Genomic DNA, 24,052 nt, shown 5'->3' on the forward strand with positions numbered 1-24,052 from the left:
GCGTTCGCGGCGGCACCATTATATTCTGAATATGTAAGATCGAAGGCTGTTCCGTTCACTTGATGTTCCTCACTACTATGGAACGCTCAAGCCGGTGAACGTGCCAGGGTGGCTCAATCGCCACCACCCTGGCAACCCGGGCTCCCGGCGGTAAATCGCCGCTGGCGCGGTTCCCTCATCTTATTCCTTTCGGCTATCGGGTAAAATGACCGATACCATCACACCTCGTACTCCAACTCGCCATCCTTATGCAGCGGAATAATCTGCACCTTCTGCACGCGATGGCTTTCCACCTGCAACGTTTTAAGCAAATAATCCCCCACCTGAACTTCTTCGCCAGGTTTTGGAATACGCTGTAAATATTCCATCAACAGCCCGGCAATGGTGTGATGTTCACGTTTTTCATCCAGCGGCAGCGGCACATATTGCACCAGATCTTCCAGCGGCATATGACCATTCGCCGTCCAGGAACCGTCCGCATTCTTCTGAATATCATGGCGGGCGTCGATCTCTTCCACTTCGTTCGGTAAGTTACCGGCAATGGTTTCAGTGACGTCACTTAATGTCACAATCCCTTCCACCGAGCCAAACTCATCCACCACAAAAGCAAAGTGCGTGCGGGCATTACGGAACTGCTCCAGGGCAGGTAACAACGGCAAGGTTTCCGGGAACACCAGCGGCTGGCGAATCAACACCCGCAGGTTGAGCGGTTCGCCACGCAGTGACTGTTGTAGCAGGTCGATAACGTGAACAACACCGAGCAAATCTTCTGCGTCATCACCGTCGGTAACCACCAGCCGCGTATGCTGATTTCGCTCCAGCAACTGGCGGATCTCGTCTTCCGGCGCGTTGAGATCGATATGCTCAATATCGTGGCGCGACGTCATAATGCTGCTGACAGTACGCTGGTTAAGATTAAGTACCCGCTCAATCATCCGCCGTTCCTGCGGATTAAAGATCTGCTGGTTACCATGATCCACCAGCATGGACGCGGTTTCGGCGTCCAGTTCCGCATCTTCTTTTTGCCCGCTAAGCAGGCGCATTACCGCTTCGGTAGTCCGCTGGCGTAGCGTCTGGTTAGCGGAAAGAAAACGTCGCCGGTTAAAGATAGCCAACTGATTGAGCGCCTCGATCATCACCGAGAAACCAATGGCAGCGTACAGGTAGCCTTTCGGAATGACGAAGCCGAAACCTTCTGCCACCAGGCTAAAGCCAATCATCAACAGGAAGCTTAAGCAGAGAATAACGATGGTCGGGTGACTGTTAACAAATTGCGTTAACGGCTTGCTGGCCATCAACATCAGGCTGATAGCGATAACCACGGCGGCCATCATGACCAGTAAATGGTCGACCATCCCGACGGCGGTAATCACTGAGTCGAGTGAGAAGATGGCGTCCAGTACCACAATTTGTGTCACCACCCCCCAGAACTTCGCACCTTTGCGTTGTGTGGGATTATTGCTGTCTTTCCCTTCCAGCCGTTCGTTCAGCTCCATCGTGGCTTTGAACAACAGGAAGAAACCACCAAACAGCATGATTAAGTCGCGGGCGCTAAAGGTAAACGAGCGGAAGCTGAACAGCGGTTGCGTCAGGGTGACCAGCCAGGAGATTGACGCCAGCAGTAACAGGCGCATTAACATCGCCAGCAGCAGCCCGGTAACCCGTGCGCGGTCGCGCTGCTTCGGCGGTAGTTTTTCGGCGAGGATGGCAATAAAGACCAGGTTATCAATGCCGAGGACCAGTTCGATCACAATCAGCGTGATTAACCCGGCCCAGATAGACGGATCGGCAATCCATTCCATAGTAAGTACAAAACCTATTCGTTGTATGACAAATGTCACAATTCGATCATGGATAAATCGGGGCAAAAATGCAATGTTGCAGCACTATTTATCTCATATTATTTGAGGGTAATAACCTCACATTATCCCTGAATTAAAAGTGGTAATAATAAAACATTATTTAAGAAATATCGCATGTGGAGGCGCAATATTAAATATTGTCAACCTAAAGAAACTCCTAAAAACCATATTGAATGACACTTAATATAATTCTTAAAAATAGCCAATTGCCGAATTGTTACCTTGCCTGCTATTCCGTTAGCTGTAACACTTCCTCCTGCATTATTGGAGAGCCAATATTCAATTACCATAATGTCACCTTATATTCGGAAGTTAATTTCCGCAATAACCCTTTCTCATCAACGATTGTATGCAGAGAGGGTTTGAAAAATTAAGCTAAATCAGTGTATTGGTAGCTAAAAAGCCAGGGGCGGTAGCGTGTCTGGATGCCTGAAAGACCAGTCTGAATTATTCTGTCAATAGCCTGCGGATGAAATCAATTTTTTTAGGACTGATGCCAGTTAAATTTGTATTCAATTAACTGCAAGGTAAATGTGCATGGCGACATTGCTATTAATAGTGCACGGGATAATTACTCTGCCAAAGTGATAAATAAACAATGATGAAATCCAAAATGAAATTGATGCCATTATTGGTGTCAGTAACCTTGATAAGCGGTTGCACAGTACTTCCGGGCAGCAATATGTCGACGATGGGCAAAGACGTCATCAAACAGCAGGACGCTGATTTCGATCTCGACAAAATGGTGAATGTTTATCCGCTGACCCCGCGCCTGATTGACCAATTACGCCCACGCCCGAATGTAGCGCGCCCCAATATGACGCTGGAAAGTGAGATCGCGAATTACCAGTATCGCGTCGGGCCGGGCGACGTTCTGAATGTCACCGTCTGGGATCACCCGGAACTCACCACGCCAGCCGGTCAGTACCGCAGCTCCAGCGACACCGGCAACTGGGTACAGCCTGACGGCACTATGTTTTACCCGTATATCGGCAAGGTCCACGTAGTCGGGAAAACGCTCGCTGAAATCCGCAGTGATATTACCGGGCGCTTAGCGACGTACATCGCTGACCCGCAGGTGGATGTTAATATCGCCGCCTTCCGCTCGCAAAAGGCCTATATCTCAGGTCAGGTGAATAAATCCGGTCAACAGGCGATCACCAACGTACCACTGACCATTCTCGACGCCATCAACGCCGCAGGTGGCCTGACCGACACCGCTGACTGGCGCAACGTGGTGCTAACACACAATGGTCGTGAAGAACGCATTTCTTTGCAGGCGCTGATGCAAAACGGCGACCTCAATCAGAACCGACTGCTTTACCCCGGCGATATTCTCTACGTGCCGCGTAATGATGATCTGAAAGTGTTTGTGATGGGTGAAGTGAAGAAACAGAGCACCCTGAAAATGGACTTTAGCGGCATGACCCTGACTGAAGCCCTGGGCAATGCCGAAGGTATCGACATGACCACCTCCAACGCCAGCGGCATCTTTGTCATTCGTCCGCTGAAAGGCGAGGGCGGGCGTAACGGCAAGATTGCCAATATCTACCAGCTGGATATGTCCGATGCGACGTCGCTGGTGATGGCGACAGAATTCCGCCTGCAACCTTATGACGTGGTGTATGTCACCACCGCCCCGGTTTCCCGCTGGAACCGTCTGATCAATCAGTTGCTGCCAACTATTAGCGGTGTCCGTTACATGACGGATACAGCCAGCGACATTCATAACTGGTAATCGTCATGTTTAACAACATCTTAGTTGTCTGTGTCGGCAATATTTGCCGTTCCCCGACGGCGGAACGCTTACTGCAACGTTATCACCCGGAGCTGAAAGTGGAGTCCGCTGGACTCGGCGCGCTGGTCGGTAAGGGCGCTGATCCTACCGCTATCAGCGTCGCCGCAGAACATCAACTGTCTCTGGAAGGTCACTGTGCACGGCAAATCAGCCGCCGCCTGTGTCGCAACTATGACCTGATTTTGACCATGGAAAAGCGCCATATCGAACGCTTATGCGAGATGGCACCTGAGATGCGCGGCAAAGTGATGCTGTTTGGTCACTGGGATAACGAATGTGAAATCCCCGATCCGTATCGCAAAAGCCGGGAAACGTTTGCAGCGGTGTACACATTACTTGAACGGTCTGCCCGCCAGTGGGCGCAGGCATTGAACGCAGAGCAGGTATAAGAATGACAGAAAAAGTAAAACAACATGCCGCTCCGGTAACGGGCAGTGATGAAATCGATATTGGTCGCCTGGTCGGCACCGTCATTGAAGCGCGCTGGTGGGTGATTGGCATCACCGCTGTATTTGCCCTCTGTGCTGTGGTTTACACTTTCTTCGCCACGCCGATTTATAGTGCCGACGCACTGGTACAAATCGAACAAAACAGCGGCAATTCGTTAGTGCAGGACATTGGCTCGGCATTAGCCAACAAACCGCCTGCATCGGACGCCGAGATCCAGTTGATTCGTTCGCGTCTGGTGCTTGGTAAAACGGTGGACGATCTAGACCTCGATATTGCGGTGAGCAAAAACACGTTCCCGATTTTCGGTGCGGGCTGGGAGCGTTTGATGGGACGTCAGAACGAGACGGTGAAAGTGACCACCTTTAACCGCCCGAAAGAGATGGCGGACCAGGTGTTTACGCTTAATGTGCTGGACAATAAAAACTACACCCTGAGCAGTGATGGCGGCTTTAGCGCCCGTGGGCAAGCGGGCCAGATGCTGAAAAAAGAAGGCGTCACGCTGATGGTTGAAGCCATTCACGCCCGCCCGGGCAGTGAGTTTACCGTCACCAAATACTCCACGTTGGGGATGATCAACCAACTGCAAAACAGCCTGACGGTAACGGAGAACGGCAAAGACGCAGGCGTACTGAGCCTGACTTATACCGGTGAAGATCGCGAACAGATCCGCGACATTCTTAACAGCATCGCCCGTAACTATCAGGAACAAAATATTGAGCGCAAATCGGCGGAAGCGTCGAAAAGCCTCGCTTTCCTCGCGCAACAGTTACCGGAAGTACGTAGCCGCCTCGATGTTGCCGAAAACAAACTGAATGCCTTCCGTCAGGATAAAGATTCTGTTGATCTGCCGCTTGAAGCGAAAGCGGTGCTCGATTCGATGGTGAACATCGACGCGCAGTTGAACGAACTGACCTTTAAAGAGGCGGAAATCTCCAAGCTGTACACCAAAGTTCACCCGGCGTACCGCACGCTGCTGGAGAAACGTCAGGCGCTGGAAGAAGAGAAAGCCAAACTTAACGGTCGCGTAACGGCGATGCCGAAAACCCAGCAGGAGATTGTGCGCCTGACCCGCGATGTCGAGTCTGGTCAGCAGGTCTATATGCAACTGCTGAATAAAGAGCAGGAGCTGAAAATCACCGAAGCCAGCACCGTCGGCGATGTGCGCATTGTTGACCCGGCAATCACCCAGCCTGGCGTGCTGAAACCGAAGAAAGGGCTGATTATCCTCGGCGCGATTATCCTTGGCCTGATGCTTTCTATCGTGGGTGTGCTGCTGCGCTCGTTGTTTAATCGCGGCATCGAAAGCCCGCAGGTGCTGGAAGAACACGGTATCAGCGTCTATGCCAGCATCCCGCTGTCGGAATGGCAGAAAGCGCGCGATAGCGTCAAAACCATCAAAGGGATTAAACGCTATAAACAGAGCCAGCTACTGGCGATGGGGAATCCAACCGATCTGGCGATTGAAGCCATCCGCAGTCTGCGTACCAGTTTGCACTTCGCGATGATGCAGGCACAGAACAATGTGTTGATGATGACCGGGGTTAGCCCGTCAATCGGTAAAACCTTTGTCTGCGCCAACCTGGCGGCGGTGATCAGCCAGACCAATAAACGGGTGTTGTTGATCGACTGCGATATGCGCAAAGGCTACACCCACGAGCTGCTGGGCACTAATAACGTTAATGGCCTGTCGGAAATTCTGATTGGTCAGGGCGATATTACTACCGCTGCTAAACCGACCTCTATTGCCAAATTTGACCTGATCCCGCGCGGTCAGGTGCCGCCAAATCCTTCTGAACTGTTGATGAGCGAACGCTTTGCCGAACTGGTGAACTGGGCGAGTAAAAACTATGACCTGGTGTTGATTGATACGCCGCCGATTCTGGCAGTGACCGATGCGGCAATTGTTGGTCGTCATGTCGGAACCACGTTAATGGTGGCGCGTTATGCGGTCAACACCTTGAAAGAAGTGGAAACCAGTCTGAGCCGCTTTGAGCAAAACGGTATTCCGGTGAAAGGGGTGATTCTGAACTCCATCTTCCGCCGCGCCAGCGCGTATCAGGATTATGGCTATTACGAATACGAATATAAGTCGGATGCGAAATAACGACATCCGCTGTCGGATGCGATGCTGACGCATCTTATCCGACCTACCTTCACGCCGCATCCGGCAAGCAAACCAGCTCCGTAGGCCGGATAAGGCGCTCACGCCGCATCCGGCAACAGAACCCGTAAACAAGCTTATAAACCGGCAGAACATCTCGACACTCCGGGAGAACAACCTATGAAAGATAATCCGCTGATCTCAATCTATATGCCAACCTGGAACCGCCAACAACTGGCGATTCGGGCGATAAAATCGGTCCTGCGCCAGGACTACAGCAACTGGGAGATGATCATCGTGGATGATTGCTCCACCTCCTGGGAACAACTGCAACAGTACGTCACCGCCCTCAACGATCCGCGTATTACCTACATTCACAACGATATTAACAGCGGGGCGTGCGCGGTACGTAACCAGGCGATTATGCTGGCGCAAGGGGAATACATCACCGGGATCGATGATGATGATGAATGGACACCCAACCGTCTGAGCGTCTTCCTCGCCCATAAACAGCAACTGGTCACTCACGCCTTTTTGTACGCTAACGACTACGTTTGCCAGGGCGAAGTCTATTCCCAACCAGCAAGTTTGCCGCTGTATCCCAAATCGCCGTATTCACGCCGCCTGTTCTATAAACGCAATATCATTGGCAATCAGGTCTTTACCTGGGCGTGGCGTTTCAAAGAGTGTTTGTTCGATACCGAACTGAAAGCGGCACAGGATTACGACATCTTCCTGCGGATGGTAGTGGAGTATGGCGAACCGTGGAAAGTGGAAGAGGCGACGCAGATCCTGCATATCAATCACGGTGAAATGCAGATCACCTCGTCACCGAAAAAATTCTCCGGGTACTTCCACTTTTACCGCAAGCACAAAGACAAATTCGACCGCGCCAGTAAAAAATATCAGCTGTTTACCCTCTACCAGATCCGCAATAAACGTATGACCTGGCGCACCTTGTTGACGCTGCTGTCGGTGCGTAACGGCAAACGTCTGGCTGATGGTATTCGGGGGCGCTAAAGATGCTGGAAGATCTGCGCGCCAACAGCTGGAGTTTACGCCCGTGCTGCATGGTACTTGCCTATCGCGTCGCTCATTTTTGTTCGGTGTGGCGCAAAAAGAACGTCCTCAACAATCTGTGGGCGGCCCCGCTGCTGGTGCTGTATCGCATTATCACCGAATGCTTTTTCGGTTATGAAATCCAGGCCGCCGCGACCATTGGCCGCCGCTTTACTATCCATCACGGTTACGCCGTAGTGATCAATAAAAACGTGGTGGCGGGGGATGATTTCACCATTCGCCACGGCGTCACTATCGGCAATCGTGGTGCCGATAACATGGCATGTCCACACATTGGCAACGGCGTCGAACTCGGTGCCAACGTCATTATTCTTGGTGATATCACGCTTGGTAACAACGTCACCGTGGGTGCGGGCAGCGTGGTGCTCGACTCTGTCCCGGACAACGCGCTGGTGGTGGGAGAAAAAGCGCGAGTGAAGGTAATTAAATGAATATTTTGCAATTTAATGTGCGACTGGCGGAAGGCGGGGCAGCAGGTGTGGCGTTAGATCTCCATCAGCGTGCGCTGCAACAGGGGCTGGCGTCACATTTTGTCTACGGTTACGGCAAAGGCGGCAAAGAGAGCGTCAGCCATCAAAACTATCCGCAGGTAATCAAACATACGCCGCGGATGACCGCGATGGCGAACATTGCACTGTTTCGTCTGTTTAATCGCGATCTGTTTGGCAATTTCAATGAGTTATATCGCACCATTACTCGCACACCGGGTCCGGTGGTCCTGCATTTTCATGTGCTGCACAGCTACTGGCTAAATCTTAAGAGCGTGGTGCGCTTTTGCGAAAAAGTGAAAAACCATAAACCGGACGTCACTGTGGTCTGGACGCTGCACGATCACTGGAGTGTAACCGGGCGCTGCGCCTTTACCGACGGTTGCGAAGGCTGGAAAACGGGTTGCCAGAAATGCCCGACCTTAAATAACTATCCGCCGGTGAAGATTGATCGCGCGCACCAGCTGGTGGCGGGCAAACGCCAGTTATTTCGTGAGATGCTGGCGCTGGGCTGTCAGTTTATTTCCCCCAGCCAGCATGTGGCTGATGCTTTCAATAGCCTGTACGGTCCAGGGCGTTGCCGGATTATCAATAATGGCATTGATATGGCAACCGAAGCGATTCTGGCGGATCTGCCTCCGGTGCGCGAAACCCAGGGCAAGCCGAAAATCGCGGTGGTGGCGCATGACCTGCGTTACGACGGCAAAACTAACCAGCAACTGGTGCGTGAGATGATGGCGCTGGGCGACAAAATCGAACTGCATACCTTTGGTAAGTTCTCGCCGTTCACCGCTGGCAACGTGGTTAATCACGGCTTTGAAACTGACAAGCGCAAGTTGATGAGCGCGCTCAATCAGATGGATGCGCTGGTGTTCAGTTCTCGTGTCGATAACTACCCGCTGATTTTGTGTGAGGCGCTATCGATTGGTGTGCCGGTGATCGCCACCCATAGCGATGCGGCGCGGGAAGTGCTGCAAAAATCCGGAGGTAAAACTGTCAGCGAAGAAGACGTGCTGCAACTGGTCCAGTTAAGCAAACCGGAAATCGCGCAGGCGATATTTGGTACCACGCTGGCTGAGTTCAGCCAACGCAGCCGCGCCGCCTACAGTGGACAACAGATGCTGGAGGAGTATGTCAACTTCTATCAGAATCTGTAGCTACCTGTTGCTGCCGCTGATTTATCTGCTGGTTAACGTCAAAATCGCCCAGCTTGGCGAAAGTTTCCCCATCACCATCGTCACTTTTTTACCTGTCTTGTTACTGCTGTTTTTAGAACGCATCAGCGTTAAAAAATTGATGATTGCCTTAGGGATTGGCGCGGGACTCACGGCGTTTAACTATCTGTTTGGTCAGTCGCTGGATGCCAGTAAATACGTCACTTCAACTATGCTGTTTGTCTATATTGTGATCATTATTGGCATGGTGTGGAGTATTCGTTTTAAAACAATTTCGCCACACAACCATCGCAAGATATTACGTTTCTTTTATCTGGTGGTCGGGCTGGTGGTGGCGCTGGCGGCGGTGGAGATGGCACAAATTATCCTCACCGGTGGCAGCAGTATTATGGAGTCGATTTCGAAATATCTGATTTACAGCAACAGCTATGTGCTGAATTTCATTAAATTCGGCGGCAAGCGCACGACAGCACTTTATTTCGAACCGGCATTTTTCGCTCTGGCATTAATCTCAATTTGGCTCAGCATCAAACAGTTTGGTATCAAAACGCCTAAAACAGATGCTATGATTCTCGCAGGGATAATATTATCCGGATCGTTTTCAGGGGTTATGACCTTTATCCTGTTTTATTTGCTGGAGTGGGCGTTTCAATATCTGAATAAAGAGGCGATTAAGAAAAAGTTACCGTTAGCATTGATTTCTCTGGCTGTATTCCTGGTTGGTGTGGTAATCGCGTTTCCTTATATTTCCACCCGTCTGGGCGATTTAGGTACGGAAGGATCGTCATCATATTATCGTATTGTCGGTCCGCTGGTGATGGTCGGTTATTCTTTGACCCATATTGACGGTGTAGTCAGATTTGGCTCACTTTATGAATATGTCGCATCATTCGGAATATTTAACGGTGCGGATGTCGGAAAAACCATAGACAATGGTTTGTATCTGCTGATTATTTATTTTTCCTGGTTCGCGGTGTTTTTATCGCTGTGGTACATGGGGAAAGTGATAAAAATGATGATCAACGCTTTTGGTGATAACCGCAATTTTCGCGTGCAATTATATCTTTTTACTCCGGTATCGCTGTTTTTTACCGGTTCGATATTTAGCCCGGAATATGCATTTTTAATCGTCTGTCCGTTTATTTTGCGAAAAGCGTTAAATATTACGAGGTAAGAATAAGAACATGTTGCTTAGCATAATCACTGTCGCGTTTCGTAACCTCGAAGGGATAGTCAAAACACATGCCTCGCTGGCGCATCTGGCGCAGGCGGAAGATATCAGCTTCGAATGGATTGTTGTCGATGGCGGTTCCAATGACGGCACCCGTGAGTATCTGGAAAATCTCAATGGTATCTATAACCTACGCTTTGTCAGCGAGCCAGATAACGGTATCTACGACGCCATGAACAAAGGCATTACGATGGCACAAGGCAAGTTCGCGTTGTTTCTCAATTCGGGCGATATTTTTCATCAGGATGCCGCAAATTTTGTCCGTAAGTTAAAAATGCAAAAAGATAACATGATGATCACCGGCGATGCGCTGCTGGATTTTGGCGACGGGCATAAAATTAAACGTAGCGCCAAACCGGGCTGGTATATTTATCACAGCCTGCCCGCCAGTCATCAGGCGATATTTTTCCCTGTATCCGGCTTGAAAAAATGGCGTTATGACCTGGAATATAAAGTTTCTTCCGACTACGCGCTGGCAGCCAAAATGTATAAAGCCGGTTATGCATTTAAAAAACTCAATGGCCTGGTGTCTGAATTTTCCATGGGTGGGGTATCTACCACCAATAATATGGAATTGTGTGCTGACGCGAAAAAAGTCCAACGACAAATATTACATGTACCTGGCTTTTGGGCTGAATTATCCTGGCATTTACGCCAACGTACTACCTCAAAGACGAAAGCCTTATATAACAAAGTCTGAATATAAGGAGAACCAATGCAAGATTTAAGCGGTTTCTCGGTGCCGAAAGGGTTCCGGGGCGGCAACGCTATTAAAGTGCAATTATGGTGGGCAGTACAGGCAACAATATTTGCCTGGTCGCCACAAGTATTGTATCGCTGGCGGGCATTTTTATTACGTTTATTCGGCGCAAAAATAGGAAAAAACGTAGTTATTCGTCCGTCAGTAAAAATTACCTATCCGTGGAAATTAACCTTAGGTGATTACGCGTGGGTCGGCGATGACGTCAATTTATATACCCTCGGTGAAATAACCATTGGCGCACATTCGGTGATATCGCAAAAAAGTTATTTATGCACCGGTAGCCACGACCATGCAAGTCAACATTTCACCATTAATGCTACGCCTATTGTGATTGGCGAGAAATGCTGGCTGGCAACCGATGTTTTTGTTGCCCCTGGCGTCACGATTGGCGACGGCACCGTCGTGGGTGCACGAAGCAGTGTTTTTAAAACGCTTCCGGCAAATGTGGTTTGCCGGGGGAATCCCGCAGTGGTGATACGCGAACGCGTTGAAACTGAATAAATTCAAAAAATACAGAGGAATAAGACATGTCAAAAGTCGCTCTCATCACCGGTGTAACCGGACAAGACGGTTCTTACCTGGCAGAGTTTCTGCTGGAAAAAGGTTACGAGGTGCATGGTATTAAGCGTCGTGCATCGTCATTCAACACCGAGCGCGTGGATCACATTTATCAGGATCCGCACACCTGCAACCCGAAATTCCATCTGCATTATGGCGACCTGAGTGATACCTCCAACCTGACACGCATTTTGCGTGAAGTGCAGCCGGATGAAGTTTACAACCTGGGCGCAATGAGCCACGTTGCGGTTTCTTTTGAGTCACCGGAATATACCGCAGACGTCGATGCGATGGGTACGCTGCGCCTGCTCGAGGCGATCCGCTTCCTCGGTCTGGAAAAGAAAACCCGTTTCTATCAGGCTTCCACCTCTGAACTGTATGGTCTGGTGCAGGAAATTCCGCAGAAAGAAACCACGCCGTTCTACCCACGCTCTCCGTATGCTGTCGCCAAACTGTACGCCTACTGGATCACCGTTAACTACCGCGAATCCTACGGCATGTACGCCTGTAACGGTATTCTCTTCAACCATGAATCCCCGCGCCGCGGCGAAACCTTCGTTACCCGCAAAATCACCCGCGCAATCGCCAATATCGCCCAGGGGCTGGAGTCGTGCCTGTACCTCGGCAATATGGATTCCCTGCGTGACTGGGGCCACGCCAAAGACTACGTAAAAATGCAGTGGATGATGCTGCAACAGGAACAGCCGGAAGATTTCGTTATCGCGACCGGCGTTCAGTACTCCGTGCGTCAGTTCGTGGAAATGGCAGCGGCACAGCTGGGCATCAAACTGCGCTTTGAAGGCACGGGTGTTGAAGAGAAGGGCATTGTGGTTTCCGTCACCGGGCATGACGCGCCGGGCGTTAAACCGGGTGATGTGATTATCGCCGTTGATCCGCGTTACTTCCGTCCGGCTGAAGTTGAAACGCTGCTCGGCGACCCGACCAAAGCGCACGAAAAACTGGGCTGGAAACCGGAAATCACCCTCAGAGAGATGGTGTCTGAAATGGTGGCTAATGACCTCGATGCGGCGAAAAAACACTCTCTGCTGAAATCTCACGGCTACGACGTGGCGATCGCGCTGGAGTCATAAGCATGAGTAAACAACGCATTTTTATCGCTGGCCATCGTGGGATGGTCGGTTCTGCCATCAGGCGGCAGCTCGAACAGCGCGGTGATGTGGAACTGGTATTACGCACCCGCGACGAGCTGAACCTGCTGGACAGCCGCGCGGTGCATGATTTCTTTGCCAGCGAACGCATTGACCAGGTCTATCTGGCGGCGGCGAAAGTGGGCGGCATTGTTGCCAACAACACCTATCCGGCGGATTTCATCTACCAGAACATGATGATTGAGAGCAACATCATTCACGCCGCGCATCAGAACGACGTGAACAAACTGCTGTTTCTTGGATCGTCCTGTATCTACCCGAAACTGGCAAAACAGCCGATGGCAGAAAGCGAGTTATTGCAGGGCACGCTGGAGCCGACCAACGAGCCTTACGCCATTGCCAAAATCGCCGGGATCAAACTGTGCGAATCATACAACCGCCAGTACGGACGCGATTACCGCTCAGTCATGCCGACCAACCTGTATGGCCCGCATGACAACTTCCACCCGAGTAATTCGCATGTGATCCCTGCATTGCTGCGTCGCTTCCACGAGGCGACGGCACAGAATGCACCGGACGTGGTGGTATGGGGCAGCGGTACACCGATGCGTGAATTCCTGCACGTCGATGATATGGCGGCGGCGAGCATTCATGTCATGGAGCTGGCGCACGAAGTCTGGCTGGAGAACACCCAGCCGATGCTGTCGCACATTAACGTCGGCACGGGCGTTGACTGCACTATCCGCGAGCTGGCGCAAACCATCGCCAAAGTGGTGGGTTACAAAGGTCGGGTGGTTTTTGATGCCAGCAAACCGGATGGTACGCCGCGCAAACTGCTTGATGTGACGCGCCTGCATCAGCTTGGCTGGTATCACGAAATCTCACTGGAAGCGGGGCTTGCCAGCACTTACCAGTGGTTCCTTGAGAATCAAGACCGCTTTCGGGGGTAATGATGTTTTTACGTCAGGAAGACTTTGCCACGGTAGTGCGCTCCACCCCGCTTGTCTCTCTCGACTTTATTGTCGAGAACAGTCGCGGCGAGTTTCTGCTTGGCAAAAGAACCAACCGCCCGGCGCAGGGTTACTGGTTTGTGCCGGGAGGGCGCGTGCAGAAAGACGAAACGCTGGAAGCCGCATTTGAGCGGCTGACGATGGCGGAACTGGGGCTGCGTCTGCCGATAACAGCAGGCCAGTTTTACGGTGTCTGGCAGCACTTTTATGACGATAACTTCTCCGGCACGGATTTCACCACTCACTATGTGGTGCTCGGTTTTCGCTTCAGAGTAGCGGAAGAAGAACTGTTACTGCCGGATGAGCAGCATGACGATTACCGCTGGCTGACGCCGGACGCACTGCTCGCCAGTGACAATGTTCACGCTAACAGCCGCGCCTATTTTCTCGCTGAGAAGCGTGCCGGAGTACCCGGATTATGAAAATACTGGTCTACGGCATTAACTACTCGCCGGAGTTAACCGGCATCGGCAAATACACCGGAGAAATGGTGGAATGGCTGGCGGCGCAAGGTCATGAGGTGCGGGTTATTACCGCACCGCCTTACTACCCGCAGTGGCAGGTGGGCGAGAACTATTCCGCCTGGCGCTACAAACGAGAAGAGGGGGCCGCCACGGTGTGGCGCTGCCCGCTGTACGTGCCAAAACAGCCGAGCACCCTGAAACGCCTGTTGCATCTCGGCAGTTTTGCCGTCAGCAGTTTTTTCCCGTTGATGGCGCAACGTCGCTGGAAGCCGGTTCGCATTATCGGCGTGGTGCCAACGCTGTTTTGCACGCCGGGAATGCGCCTGCTGGCGAAACTCTCTGGTGCGCGTACCGTGCTGCATATTCAGGATTACGAAGTGGACGCCATGCTGGGGCTGGGCCTTGCCGGAAAAGGCAAAGGCGGCAAAGTGGCACAGCTGGCAACGGCGTTCGAACGTAGCGGACTGCATAACGTCGATAACGTCTCCACGATTTCGCGTTCGATGATGAATAAAGCCATCGAAAAAGGCGTGGCGGCGGAAAACGTCATCTTCTTCCCCAACTGGTCGGAAATCGCCCGTTTTCAGCATGTTGCAGACACCGATGTTGATGCCCTTCGTAACCAGCTTGGCCTGCCGGATAACAAAAAAATCATTCTTTACTCCGGCAATATTGGTGAAAAGCAGGGGCTGGAAAACGTTATTGAAGCTGCCGATCGTCTGCGCGATGAACCGCTGATTTTTGCCATTGTCGGGCAGGGCGGCGGCAAAGCGCGGCTGGAAAAAATGGCGCAGCAGCGTGGACTGCGCAACATGCAATTTTTCCCGCTGCAATCGTATGACGCTTTACCCGCACTGCTGAAGATGGGCGATTGCCATCTGGTGGTGCAAAAACGCGGCGCGGCAGATGCCGTATTGCCGTCGAAACTGACCAATATTCTGGCGGTAGGCGGTAACGCGGTGATTACCGCAGAAGCCCACACAGAACTGGGACAGCTTTGCGAAACCTTTCCGGGCATTGCGGTTTGCGTGGAACCGGAATCGGTCGAGGCGCTGGTGGCGGGGATCCGTCAGGCGCTCCTGCTGCCCAAACACAACACGGTGGCACGTGAATATGCCGAACGCACACTCGATAAAGAGAACGTGTTACGTCAATTTATAAATGATATTCGGGGATAATTATGGCGCAGTCGAAACTCTATCCAGTTGTGATGGCAGGTGGCTCCGGTAGCCGCTTATGGCCGCTTTCCCGCGTACTTTACCCCAAGCAGTTTTTATGCCTGAAAGGCGATCTCACCATGCTGCAAACCACCATCTGCCGCCTGAACGGCGTGGAGTGCGAAAGCCCGGTGGTGATTTGCAATGAGCAGCACCGCTTTATTGTCGCGGAACAGCTGCGTCAACTGAACAAACTCACCGAGAACATTATTCTCGAACCGGCAGGGCGTAACACTGCACCTGCCATTGCACTGGCGGCGCTGGCGGCAAAACGTCATAGCCCGGAGAGCGACCCGTTAATGCTGGTGCTGGCGGCGGATCATGTGATTGCCGATGAAGACGCGTTCCGTGCCGCCGTGCGTAATGCCATGCCGTATGCCGAAGCGGGCAAGCTGGTGACCTTCGGCATTGTGCCGGATCTACCTGAAACCGGATATGGCTATATTCGTCGCGGTGAAGTGTCGGCGGGTGAGCAGGATACGGTGGCCTTTGAAGTGGCGCAGTTTGTCGAAAAACCGAATCTGGAAACCGCCCAGGCCTATGTGGCAAGCGGCGAATATTACTGGAACAGCGGCATGTTCCTGTTCCGCGCCGGACGCTATCTCGAAGAACTGAAAAAATATCGCCCGGATATTCTCGACGCCTGTGAACAAGCGATGAGCGCCGTCGATCCGGATCTCGATTTTATTCGCGTGGATGAAGAAGCGTTTCTGGCCTGCCCGGAAGAGTCGGTGGATTACGCGGTCATGGAACGTACGGCAGATGCCGTTGTGGTGCCGATGGATGCGGGCTGGAGCGATGTCGGTTCCTGGTCTTCATTATGGGAGATCAGCGCCCACACCGCCGAGGGCAACGTTTGCCACGGTGATGTGATTAATCACAAAACTGAAAACAGCTATGTGTACGCCGAATCTGGCCTGGTCACCACCGTCGGGGTGAAAGATCTGGTAGTGGTGCAGACCAAAGATGCGGTGCTGATTGCCGACCGTAACGCGGTGCAGGATGTGAAAAAAGTGGTCGAGCAGATCAAAGCCGATGGTCGCCATGAGCATCGGGTGCATCGCGAAGTGTATCGTCCGTGGGGCAAATATGACTCTATCGACGCGGGCGACCGCTACCAGGTGAAACGCATCACCGTGAAACCGGGCGAGGGCTTGTCGGTACAGATGCACCATCACCGCGCGGAACACTGGGTAGTGGTCGCGGGAACGGCAAAAGTCACCATTGATGGTGATATCAAACTGCTTGGTGAAAACGAGTCCATTTATATTCCGCTGGGGGCGACGCACTGCCTGGAAAACCCGGGGAAAATTCCGCTCGATTTAATTGAAGTGCGCTCCGGCTCTTATCTCGAAGAGGATGATGTGGTGCGCTTCGCGGATCGCTACGGACGGGTGTAAACGTCGCATCAGGAGCTGTTTGTCGGATGCGGCGTGAACGCCTTATCCAACCTACGGTTCGGGTTTGTAGTCCTGATAAGACGCGGCAGCGTCGCATCAGGCAATGAATGCGAAACCGAGATGTAAATAACGACAAAAACAAAATTGGCCGTTTCGGTCAGGGCCAACTATTGCCTGAAAAAGGGTAACGACATGAAAAAATTAACCTGCTTTAAAGCCTATGATATTCGCGGGAAATTAGGCGAAGAACTGAATGAAGATATCGCCTGGCGCATTGGTCGCGCCTATGGCGAATTTCTCAAACCGAAAACCATTGTGTTAGGCGGTGATGTCCGTCTCACCAGCGAAACCTTAAAACTGGCGCTGGCAAAAGGTTTACAGGATGCGGGCGTTGACGTGCTGGATATTGGTATGTCCGGCACCGAAGAGATCTATTTCGCCACGTTCCATCTCGGCGTGGATGGCGGCATTGAAGTTACCGCCAGCCATAATCCGATGGATTATAACGGCATGAAGCTGGTTCGCGAGGGGGCTCGCCCGATCAGCGGAGATACCGGACTGCGCGACGTCCAGCGTCTGGCTGAAGCCAACGACTTTCCTCCCGTCGATGAAACCAAACGCGGTCGCTATCAGCAAATCAACCTGCGTGACGCTTACGTTGATCACCTGTTCGGTTATATCAATGTCAAAAACCTCACGCCGCTCAAGCTGGTGATTAACTCCGGGAATGGCGCAGCGGGTCCGGTGGTGGACGCCATTGAAGCCCGCTTTAAAGCCCTTGGCGCACCCGTGGAATTAATCAAAGTGCACAACACGCCGAACGGCAATTTCCCCAACGGTATTCCTAACCCGCTACTGCCGGAATGCCGCGACGACACCCGCAATGCGGTCATCAAACACGGCGCGGATATGGGCATTGCCTTTGATGGCGATTTTGACCGCTGCTTCCTGTTTGACGAAAAAGGGCAGTTTATCGAAGGCTACTACATTGTCGGCCTGCTGGCAGAAGCGTTCCTCGAAAAAAATCCCGGCGCGAAGATCATCCACGATCCACGTCTCTCCTGGAATACCGTTGATGTGGTGACTGCCGCTGGCGGCACGCCGGTGATGTCGAAAACCGGACACGCCTTTATTAAAGAACGTATGCGCAAGGAAGACGCCATCTACGGTGGCGAAATGAGCGCCCACCATTACTTCCGTGATTTCGCTTACTGCGACAGCGGCATGATCCCGTGGCTGCTGGTCGCCGAACTGGTGTGCCTGAAAGATAAAACGCTGGGCGAACTGGTACGCGACCGGATGGCGGCGTTTCCGGCAAGCGGTGAGATCAACAGCAAACTGGCGCAACCCGTTGAGGCGATTAACCGCGTGGAACAGCATTTTAGCCGTGAGGCGCTGGCGGTGGATCGCACCGATGGCATCAGCATGACCTTTGCCGACTGGCGCTTTAACCTGCGCACCTCCAATACCGAACCGGTGGTGCGCCTGAATGTGGAATCGCGCGGTGATGTGCCGCTGATGGAAGCGCGAACGCGAACTCTGCTGACGTTGCTGAACGAGTAATGTCATTACTTTCCCCCTCACCCTGACGCTCTACTGCCTGCGGAGAGAAGTGAGCACGGAACTTTCTTCTCCCCCTCGCCCCTTTGGGGAGAGGGCCGGGGTGAGGGGCGAGGCGACAATAGAACAGGAACAACGATGACAAATCTAAAAAAGCGCGAGCGAGCGAAAACCAATGCATCGTTAATCTCTATGGTGCAACGCTTTTCAGATATCACCATCATGTTTGCCGGACTATGGCTGGTTTGCGAAGTCAGCGGACTGTCATTCCTCTACATGCACCTGTTGGTGGCGCTGATTACGCTGGTGGTGTTCCAGATGCTGGGCGGCATCACCGATTTTTATCGCTCATGGCGCGGTGTTCGGGCAGCGACAGAATTTGCCCTGTTGCTACAAAACTGGACCTTAAGCGTGATTTTCAGCGCCGGACTGGTGGCGTTCAACAATGATTTCGACACGCAACTGAAAATCTGGCTGGCGTGGTATGGGCTGACCAGTATCGGACTGGTGGTTTGCCGTTCATGTATTCGTATTGGGGCGGGCTGGCTGCGTAATCATGGCTATAACAAGCGCATGGTCGCCGTAGCGGGGGATTTAGCCGCCGGACAAATGCTGATGGAGAGCTTCCGTAATCAGCCGTGGTTAGGGTTTGAAGTGGTGGGGGTTTACCACGACCCGAAACCGGGCGGCGTTTCTAACGACTGGGCGGGCAATCTTCAACAGCTGGTCGAGGACGCGAAAGCGGGCAAGATTCATAACGTCTATATCGCGATGCAAATGTGCGACGGCGCGCGAGTGAAAAAACTGGTCCATCAATTGGCGGACACCACCTGTTCGGTGTTGCTGATCCCCGATGTCTTTACCTTCAACATTCTCCATTCACGTCTTGAAGAGATGAACGGCGTTCCGGTGGTGCCGCTTTACGACACGCCGCTTTCCGGGGTTAACCGCCTGCTCAAACGTGCGGAAGACATTGTGCTGGCGACGCTTATTCTGCTGCTGATCTCCCCGGTGCTGTGCTGTATTGCGCTGGCGGTGAAACTCAGTTCACCAGGGCCGGTTATTTTCCGCCAGACTCGCTATGGCATGGATGGCAAACCGATCAAAGTGTGGAAGTTCCGTTCGATGAAAGTGATGGAGAACGACAAAGTGGTGACTCAGGCGACGCAGAACGATCCGCGCGTCACCAAAGTGGGGAACTTTCTGCGCCGCACCTCGCTGGATGAACTGCCGCAGTTTATCAATGTGCTGACCGGGGGGATGTCGATTGTGGGGCCACGTCCGCACGCAGTAGCGCATAACGAACAGTATCGCCAGCTCATTGAAGGCTACATGCTGCGCCATAAAGTGAAACCGGGCATTACTGGCTGGGCGCAGATTAACGGCTGGCGCGGCGAAACCGACACGCTGGAGAAAATGGAAAAACGCGTCGAGTTCGACCTTGAGTACATCCGCGAATGGAGCGTCTGGTTCGATATCAAAATCGTTTTCCTGACGGTGTTCAAAGGTTTCGTTAACAAAGCGGCATATTGATATGAGCTTACGTGAAAAAACCATCAGCGGCGCGAAGTGGTCGGCGATTGCCACGGTGATCATCATCGGCCTCGGGCTGGTGCAGATGACCGTGCTGGCGCGGATTATCGACAACCACCAGTTCGGCCTGCTGACTGTGTCGCTGGTGATTATCGCGCTGGCAGATACGCTTTCTGACTTTGGTATCGCTAACTCGATTATTCAGCGAAAAGAAATCAGTCACCTTGAACTCACCACGTTGTACTGGCTGAACGTCGGGCTGGGGATCGTGGTGTGCGTGGCGGTGTTTTTGTTGAGTGATCTCATCGGCGACGTGCTGAATAACCCGGACCTGGCACCGTTGATTAAAACATTGTCGCTGGCGTTTGTGGTGATCCCCCACGGGCAACAGTTCCGCGCGTTGATGCAGAAGGAGCTGGAGTTCAACAAAATCGGCATGATCGAAACCAGCGCGGTACTGGCGGGCTTCACTTTTACGGTGGTTAGCGCCCATTTCTGGCCGCTGGCGATGACCGCGATCCTCGGTTATCTGGTCAATAGTGCGGTAAGAACGCTGCTGTTTGGCTACTTTGGTCGCAAAATTTATCGCCCCGGTCTGCATTTCTCGCTGGCGTCGGTGGCACCGAACTTACGCTTTGGTGCCTGGCTGACGGCGGACAGCATCATCAACTATCTCAATACCAACCTTTCAACGCTGGTGCTGGCGCGTATTCTCGGCGCGGGCGTGGCAGGGGGATACAACCTGGCGTACAACGTGGCCGTTGTGCCACCGATGAAGTTGAACCCAATCATCACCCGCGTGTTGTTTCCGGCATTCGCCAAAATTCAGGACGATACCGAAAAGCTGCGCGTTAACTTCTACAAGCTGCTGTCGGTAGTGGGGATTATCAACTTTCCGGCGCTGCTGGGGCTGATGGTGGTGTCGAATAACTTTGTACCGCTGGTCTTTGGTGAGAAGTGGAACAGCATTATTCCGGTGCTGCAATTGCTGTGTGTGGTGGGTCTGCTGCGTTCCGTAGGTAACCCGATTGGTTCGCTGCTGATGGCGAAAGCGCGGGTCGATATCAGCTTTAAATTCAACGTATTCAAAACCTTTCTGTTTATTCCGGCGATTGTTATTGGTGGGCAGATGGCGGGCGCAATTGGCGTCACGCTCGGCTTCCTGTTGGTACAGATTATCAACACCATTCTGAGTTACTTCGTGATGATTAAACCGGTTCTTGGTTCCAGTTATCGCCAGTACATCCTGAGTTTGTGGCTGCCGTTTTATCTCTCGTTGCCGACGCTGGTGGTCAGTTATGCGCTGGGCATTGTGCTGAAAGGGCAACTGGCGCTGGGGATGCTGCTGGCGGTGCAAATAGCCGCGGGCGTGCTGGCGTTTGTGGTGATGATTGTGCTGTCGCGCCATCCGCTGGTGGTGGAAGTGAAGCGTCAGTTTTGTCGCAGCGAAAAAATGAAAATGCTTTTACGGGCGGGGTGAGTTGCTGTTTTCGGTTCCGACAACGGTTGCCGGATGCGGCGTAAAACGCCTTATCCATCCTACGGTTCCGTGCTCGGGACCTGTAGGCCTGATAAGACGCGTCAGCGTCGCATCAGGCACTGAATGCCGGATGCGGCGTGAACGCCTTATCCGGCCTACGGTTCTGTGCTCGGGTCTTGTAGGCCTGATAAGACGCGTCAGCGTCGCATCAGGCAAAAAGCGGCAACGAACAAAACAAACACAGCCCACCTGGCATCAAATTTATGAGGAAAAAATGAAATTACTTATTCTGGGCAACCACACTTGCGGCAATCGTGGCGACAGCGCCATCCTGCGCGGCTTACTTGATGCCATCAACATCCTCAATCCACACGCCGAAGTGGACGTGATGAGCCGCTATCCGGTCAGTTCTTCCTGGCTGCTCAACCGCCCGGTAATGGGCGATCCGCTGTTCCTGCAAATGAAACAACACAACAGCGCGGCGGGCGTTGTCGGGCGCGTTAAAAAAGTCCTCCGTCGCCGCTACCAGCATCAGGTATTGCTCTCACGCGTCACCGACACTGGCAAGCTGCGTAATATCGCCATCGCCCAGGGATTCACCGACTTCGTGCGCCTGCTGTCAGATTACGACGCCATTATTCAGGTCGGCGGATCGTTTTTTGTCGATCTCTACGGCGTGCCGCAGTTTGAACATGCACTTTGCACGTTTATGGCGAAAAAGCCGCTGTTTATGATTGGTCACAGCGTCGGTCCCTTCCAGGATGAGCAATTTAACCAACTGGCGAACTACGTTTTTGGTCACTGCGACGCGCTGATCCTGCGCGAATCGGTCAGCCTTGATCTGATGAAACGCAGCAATATCACTACCGCAAAAGTGGAACATGGCGTCGATACCGCGTGGCTGGTCGATCACCACACAGAAGAATTCACCGCCAGCTATGCCGTTCAACATTGGCTGGACGTTGCCGCACAACAGAAAACGGTGGCAATTACCCTGCGCGAACTGGCACCGTTCGACAAACGTCTCGGCACCACTCAACAAGCGTATGAAAAAGCCTTTGCCGGGGTGGTCAATCGCATTCTCGACGAAGGCTATCAGGTTATTGCGCTCTCCACCTGTACGGGCATCGACAGCTATAATAAAGACGACCGCATGGTGGCGCTCAATCTTCGCCAGCACATCAGCGATCCTGCCCGTTACCACGTGGTGATGGATGAACTCAACGATCTGGAAATGGGCAAAATTCTCGGAGCCTGTCAACTCACCGTCGGTACGCGTCTGCACTCAGCCATTATCTCGATGAATTTCTCCACTCCGGCAATTGCCATCAACTACGAACATAAATCCGCCGGGATTATGCAGCAGCTGGGGCTGCCAGAGATGGCGATCGATATCCGTCATTTATTAGATGGCAGCCTGCAAGCGATGGTTGCGGATACCTTAGGCCAGCTTCCGGCGCTGAACGCACGACTTAGCGAAGCCGTCAGTCGCGAACGTCAGACGGGAATGCAGATGGTGCAATCTGTGCTTGAGCGCATCGGGGAGGTGAAATGAAGGTCGGTTTCTTCTTATTGAAATTTCCGCTGTCGTCAGAAACCTTCGTTCTTAACCAAATCACTGCGTTTATTGATATGGGCTTTGAAGTGGAGATTGTCGCGTTGCAAAAAGGCGATACAGAGAACACCCACGCGGCTTGGACGAAATACAACCTTGCTGCCAGAACCCGCTGGTTACAGGACGAACCTACGGGCAAAGTGGCGAAACTGCGCCACCGCGCCAGCCAGACCTTACGCGGCATTCATCGTAAAAATACCTGGCAGGCGCTCAACCTCAAACGCTATGGTGCCGAGTCGCGGAACCTGATTTTGTCTGCTATTTGCGGCCAGGTCGCAACCCCGTTTCATGCCGATGTGTTCATCGCTCATTTTGGACCTGCGGGGGTAACCGCAGCAAAACTACGGGAACTGGGTGTCATTCGCGGCAAAATTGCCACCATTTTCCACGGCATTGATATCTCCAGTTGGGAAGTGCTCAACCGCTACACCCCCGAATATCAACAACTGTTTCGCCGTGGCGACCTGATGCTACCGATAAGCGATCTGTGGGCCGGAAGGCTGCAAAAAATGGGCTGCCCGAGGGAAAAAATCGCCGTATCGCGTATGGGTGTGGACATGACGCGCTTTAGCCCGCGTCCGGTGAAAGCGCCTGCAACGCCGCTGGAAATCATTTCCGTCGCACGCTTAACCGAGAAAAAAGGCCTGCATGTGGCGATCGAAGCCTGCCGTCAGTTGAAAGAGCAGGGTGTGGCATTTCGCTATCGCATCCTCGGCATTGGCCCGTGGGAACGACGCTTGCGCACGCTCATCGAACAATATCAACTGGAAGATGTGGTGGAGATGCCGGGCTTTAAACCGAGCCATGAAGTGAAGGCGATGCTCGACGACGCGGATGTCTTCCTCCTGCCATCGGTAACGGGCGCGGACGGTGATATGGAAGGTATTCCGGTGGCGCTGATGGAAGCGATGGCGGTCGGCATTCCGGTGGTTTCTACTCTGCATAGCGGAATACCAGAGCTGGTCGAGGCCGATAAATCCGGCTGGCTGGTGCCTGAGAACGATGCTCGCGCACTGGCGCAACGACTGGCGGCGTTTAGCCAACTGGACACTGACGAACTGGCTCCGGTTATCAAACGTGCTCGCGAAAAAGTCGAACACGATTTTAACCAGCAGGTGATCAATCGAGAACTCGCCAGCTTGCTGCAAGCTTTATAGA

21 protein-coding genes are annotated in these 24,052 nt (G+C 52.7%); 19 read left to right on the top strand and 2 right to left on the bottom strand.

The window, feature by feature from the left end; all coding sequences use genetic code 11:
* Positions 1 to 218 precede the first annotated feature (218 nt).
* Together BEB54_RS01980 and BEB54_RS28970 are read right to left on the bottom strand one after the other, a co-directional pair.
* Positions 219 to 1,802 carry a TerC family protein gene (locus tag BEB54_RS01980; protein WP_105282118.1) on the bottom strand — a complete coding sequence of 528 codons (1,584 nt, stop codon included), beginning with the start codon at positions 1,800 to 1,802 and terminating at the stop codon, positions 219 to 221.
* Between the two features lie 200 nt (positions 1,803 to 2,002).
* Positions 2,003 to 2,152 (bottom strand): hypothetical protein, encoded by a 150-nt coding sequence (locus BEB54_RS28970; protein WP_162829205.1) that lies wholly within the window; start codon positions 2,150 to 2,152, stop codon positions 2,003 to 2,005.
* Positions 2,153 to 2,460: 308 nt separating this feature from the next.
* Between BEB54_RS28970 and wza the strand changes: the two genes are divergently transcribed.
* The 19 genes from wza (at position 2,461) to wcaL (ending at position 24,051) form a co-directional block, all read left to right on the top strand.
* Positions 2,461 to 3,600: a polysaccharide export protein Wza gene (wza, locus tag BEB54_RS01985; RefSeq protein WP_000978094.1), complete on the top strand. Its 1,140-nt coding sequence runs from the start codon at positions 2,461 to 2,463 to the stop codon at positions 3,598 to 3,600.
* A 5-nt stretch (positions 3,601 to 3,605) separates the two neighbouring features.
* Positions 3,606 to 4,049 carry a low molecular weight protein-tyrosine-phosphatase Wzb gene (wzb, locus tag BEB54_RS01990; protein ID WP_000482901.1) on the top strand — a complete coding sequence of 148 codons (444 nt, stop codon included), beginning with the start codon at positions 3,606 to 3,608 and terminating at the stop codon, positions 4,047 to 4,049.
* Between the two features lie 2 nt (positions 4,050 to 4,051).
* On the top strand, positions 4,052 to 6,214 hold the full coding sequence (gene wzc, locus BEB54_RS01995) for a tyrosine-protein kinase Wzc (RefSeq protein WP_000137146.1): 2,163 nt from the start codon (positions 4,052 to 4,054) through the stop codon (positions 6,212 to 6,214).
* 177 nt (positions 6,215 to 6,391) lie between these two features.
* Positions 6,392 to 7,231: a colanic acid biosynthesis glycosyltransferase WcaA gene (gene wcaA / locus BEB54_RS02000; protein WP_000654503.1), complete on the top strand. Its 840-nt coding sequence runs from the start codon at positions 6,392 to 6,394 to the stop codon at positions 7,229 to 7,231.
* A 2-nt stretch (positions 7,232 to 7,233) separates the two neighbouring features.
* Positions 7,234 to 7,722: a colanic acid biosynthesis acetyltransferase WcaB gene (gene wcaB, locus BEB54_RS02005; RefSeq protein ID WP_000888740.1), complete on the top strand. Its 489-nt coding sequence runs from the start codon at positions 7,234 to 7,236 to the stop codon at positions 7,720 to 7,722.
* The gene (wcaC, locus tag BEB54_RS02010) at positions 7,719 to 8,936 is read left to right on the top strand and encodes a colanic acid biosynthesis glycosyltransferase WcaC (RefSeq protein ID WP_001023919.1); all 1,218 of its coding nucleotides are present in this window, start codon (positions 7,719 to 7,721) and stop codon (positions 8,934 to 8,936) included. The genes wcaB and wcaC overlap by 4 nt, the downstream gene beginning before the upstream one ends.
* On the top strand, positions 8,911 to 10,128 hold the full coding sequence (gene wcaD / locus BEB54_RS02015; protein ID WP_000107816.1) for a colanic acid polymerase WcaD: 1,218 nt from the start codon (positions 8,911 to 8,913) through the stop codon (positions 10,126 to 10,128). The genes wcaC and wcaD overlap by 26 nt, the downstream gene beginning before the upstream one ends.
* 10 nt (positions 10,129 to 10,138) lie before the next feature.
* Positions 10,139 to 10,885: a colanic acid biosynthesis glycosyltransferase WcaE gene (gene wcaE, locus BEB54_RS02020; RefSeq protein WP_000927072.1), complete on the top strand. Its 747-nt coding sequence runs from the start codon at positions 10,139 to 10,141 to the stop codon at positions 10,883 to 10,885.
* A 15-nt stretch (positions 10,886 to 10,900) separates the two neighbouring features.
* Positions 10,901 to 11,449: a colanic acid biosynthesis acetyltransferase WcaF gene (wcaF, locus tag BEB54_RS02025; protein WP_001153550.1), complete on the top strand. Its 549-nt coding sequence runs from the start codon at positions 10,901 to 10,903 to the stop codon at positions 11,447 to 11,449.
* A 26-nt stretch (positions 11,450 to 11,475) separates the two neighbouring features.
* Positions 11,476 to 12,597: a GDP-mannose 4,6-dehydratase gene (gmd, locus tag BEB54_RS02030; protein WP_105282119.1), complete on the top strand. Its 1,122-nt coding sequence runs from the start codon at positions 11,476 to 11,478 to the stop codon at positions 12,595 to 12,597.
* Positions 12,598 to 12,599: 2 nt separating this feature from the next.
* Positions 12,600 to 13,565: a GDP-L-fucose synthase gene (fcl, locus tag BEB54_RS02035; protein WP_000043606.1), complete on the top strand. Its 966-nt coding sequence runs from the start codon at positions 12,600 to 12,602 to the stop codon at positions 13,563 to 13,565.
* A 2-nt stretch (positions 13,566 to 13,567) separates the two neighbouring features.
* Entirely contained in the window at positions 13,568 to 14,047 is a 480-nt protein-coding gene (gene gmm / locus BEB54_RS02040; protein ID WP_000479836.1) for a GDP-mannose mannosyl hydrolase, read from the top strand.
* Positions 14,044 to 15,267, top strand: coding sequence for a colanic acid biosynthesis fucosyltransferase WcaI (gene wcaI / locus BEB54_RS02045; protein ID WP_021554472.1), 1,224 nt, complete (start codon positions 14,044 to 14,046; stop codon positions 15,265 to 15,267). The genes gmm and wcaI overlap by 4 nt, the downstream gene beginning before the upstream one ends.
* A gap of 2 nt (positions 15,268 to 15,269) precedes the next feature.
* Complete coding sequence (gene cpsB / locus BEB54_RS02050; RefSeq protein ID WP_000079291.1) at positions 15,270 to 16,706, top strand: mannose-1-phosphate guanyltransferase; 1,437 nt, start codon at positions 15,270 to 15,272, stop codon at positions 16,704 to 16,706.
* A gap of 192 nt (positions 16,707 to 16,898) precedes the next feature.
* Complete coding sequence (cpsG, locus tag BEB54_RS02055) at positions 16,899 to 18,269, top strand: colanic acid biosynthesis phosphomannomutase CpsG (RefSeq protein WP_021554471.1); 1,371 nt, start codon at positions 16,899 to 16,901, stop codon at positions 18,267 to 18,269.
* Positions 18,270 to 18,404: 135 nt separating this feature from the next.
* Positions 18,405 to 19,799 (top strand): undecaprenyl-phosphate glucose phosphotransferase, encoded by a 1,395-nt coding sequence (gene wcaJ / locus BEB54_RS02060; protein ID WP_000183130.1) that lies wholly within the window; start codon positions 18,405 to 18,407, stop codon positions 19,797 to 19,799.
* 1 nt (position 19,800) lies between these two features.
* Entirely contained in the window at positions 19,801 to 21,279 is a 1,479-nt protein-coding gene (wzxC, locus tag BEB54_RS02065) for a colanic acid undecaprenyl disphosphate flippase WzxC (protein WP_000058436.1), read from the top strand.
* 274 nt (positions 21,280 to 21,553) lie between these two features.
* A complete protein-coding gene (gene wcaK / locus BEB54_RS02070) occupies positions 21,554 to 22,834 on the top strand; it encodes a colanic acid biosynthesis pyruvyl transferase WcaK (protein ID WP_021554470.1) in 1,281 nt (426 codons plus the stop codon).
* On the top strand, positions 22,831 to 24,051 hold the full coding sequence (wcaL, locus tag BEB54_RS02075; RefSeq protein ID WP_105282120.1) for a colanic acid biosynthesis glycosyltransferase WcaL: 1,221 nt from the start codon (positions 22,831 to 22,833) through the stop codon (positions 24,049 to 24,051). The genes wcaK and wcaL overlap by 4 nt, the downstream gene beginning before the upstream one ends.
* Position 24,052 lies beyond the last annotated feature (1 nt).

Origin of the sequence: Escherichia sp. MOD1-EC6021, assembly GCF_002965245.1 — a bacterium.
In the GTDB taxonomy this organism is placed as follows: domain Bacteria; phylum Pseudomonadota; class Gammaproteobacteria; order Enterobacterales; family Enterobacteriaceae; genus Escherichia; species Escherichia coli_F.

Excerpts from the sequence above, each read along its gene's own strand:
- wcaL (WP_105282120.1), top strand. The coding sequence starts at position 22,831 with ATGAAGGTCGGTTTCTTCTTATTGAAATTTCCGCTGTCGTCAGAAACC.
- BEB54_RS01980 (WP_105282118.1), bottom strand. The coding sequence starts at position 1,802 with ATGGAATGGATTGCCGATCCGTCTATCTGGGCCGGGTTAATCACGCTG.
- wcaC (WP_001023919.1), top strand. The coding sequence starts at position 7,719 with ATGAATATTTTGCAATTTAATGTGCGACTGGCGGAAGGCGGGGCAGCA.
- wzxC (WP_000058436.1), top strand. The coding sequence starts at position 19,801 with ATGAGCTTACGTGAAAAAACCATCAGCGGCGCGAAGTGGTCGGCGATT.
- wcaK (WP_021554470.1), top strand. The coding sequence starts at position 21,554 with ATGAAATTACTTATTCTGGGCAACCACACTTGCGGCAATCGTGGCGAC.
- wza (WP_000978094.1), top strand. The coding sequence starts at position 2,461 with ATGATGAAATCCAAAATGAAATTGATGCCATTATTGGTGTCAGTAACC.
- wcaD (WP_000107816.1), top strand. The coding sequence starts at position 8,911 with ATGTCAACTTCTATCAGAATCTGTAGCTACCTGTTGCTGCCGCTGATT.
- wcaB (WP_000888740.1), top strand. The coding sequence starts at position 7,234 with ATGCTGGAAGATCTGCGCGCCAACAGCTGGAGTTTACGCCCGTGCTGC.
- wcaA (WP_000654503.1), top strand. The coding sequence starts at position 6,392 with ATGAAAGATAATCCGCTGATCTCAATCTATATGCCAACCTGGAACCGC.
- BEB54_RS28970 (WP_162829205.1), bottom strand. The coding sequence starts at position 2,152 with ATGGTAATTGAATATTGGCTCTCCAATAATGCAGGAGGAAGTGTTACA.
- wcaF (WP_001153550.1), top strand. The coding sequence starts at position 10,901 with ATGCAAGATTTAAGCGGTTTCTCGGTGCCGAAAGGGTTCCGGGGCGGC.
- gmm (WP_000479836.1), top strand. The coding sequence starts at position 13,568 with ATGTTTTTACGTCAGGAAGACTTTGCCACGGTAGTGCGCTCCACCCCG.
- wcaI (WP_021554472.1), top strand. The coding sequence starts at position 14,044 with ATGAAAATACTGGTCTACGGCATTAACTACTCGCCGGAGTTAACCGGC.
- gmd (WP_105282119.1), top strand. The coding sequence starts at position 11,476 with ATGTCAAAAGTCGCTCTCATCACCGGTGTAACCGGACAAGACGGTTCT.
- fcl (WP_000043606.1), top strand. The coding sequence starts at position 12,600 with ATGAGTAAACAACGCATTTTTATCGCTGGCCATCGTGGGATGGTCGGT.
- wzc (WP_000137146.1), top strand. The coding sequence starts at position 4,052 with ATGACAGAAAAAGTAAAACAACATGCCGCTCCGGTAACGGGCAGTGAT.
- wzb (WP_000482901.1), top strand. The coding sequence starts at position 3,606 with ATGTTTAACAACATCTTAGTTGTCTGTGTCGGCAATATTTGCCGTTCC.
- cpsB (WP_000079291.1), top strand. The coding sequence starts at position 15,270 with ATGGCGCAGTCGAAACTCTATCCAGTTGTGATGGCAGGTGGCTCCGGT.
- wcaE (WP_000927072.1), top strand. The coding sequence starts at position 10,139 with ATGTTGCTTAGCATAATCACTGTCGCGTTTCGTAACCTCGAAGGGATA.
- cpsG (WP_021554471.1), top strand. The coding sequence starts at position 16,899 with ATGAAAAAATTAACCTGCTTTAAAGCCTATGATATTCGCGGGAAATTA.
- wcaJ (WP_000183130.1), top strand. The coding sequence starts at position 18,405 with ATGACAAATCTAAAAAAGCGCGAGCGAGCGAAAACCAATGCATCGTTA.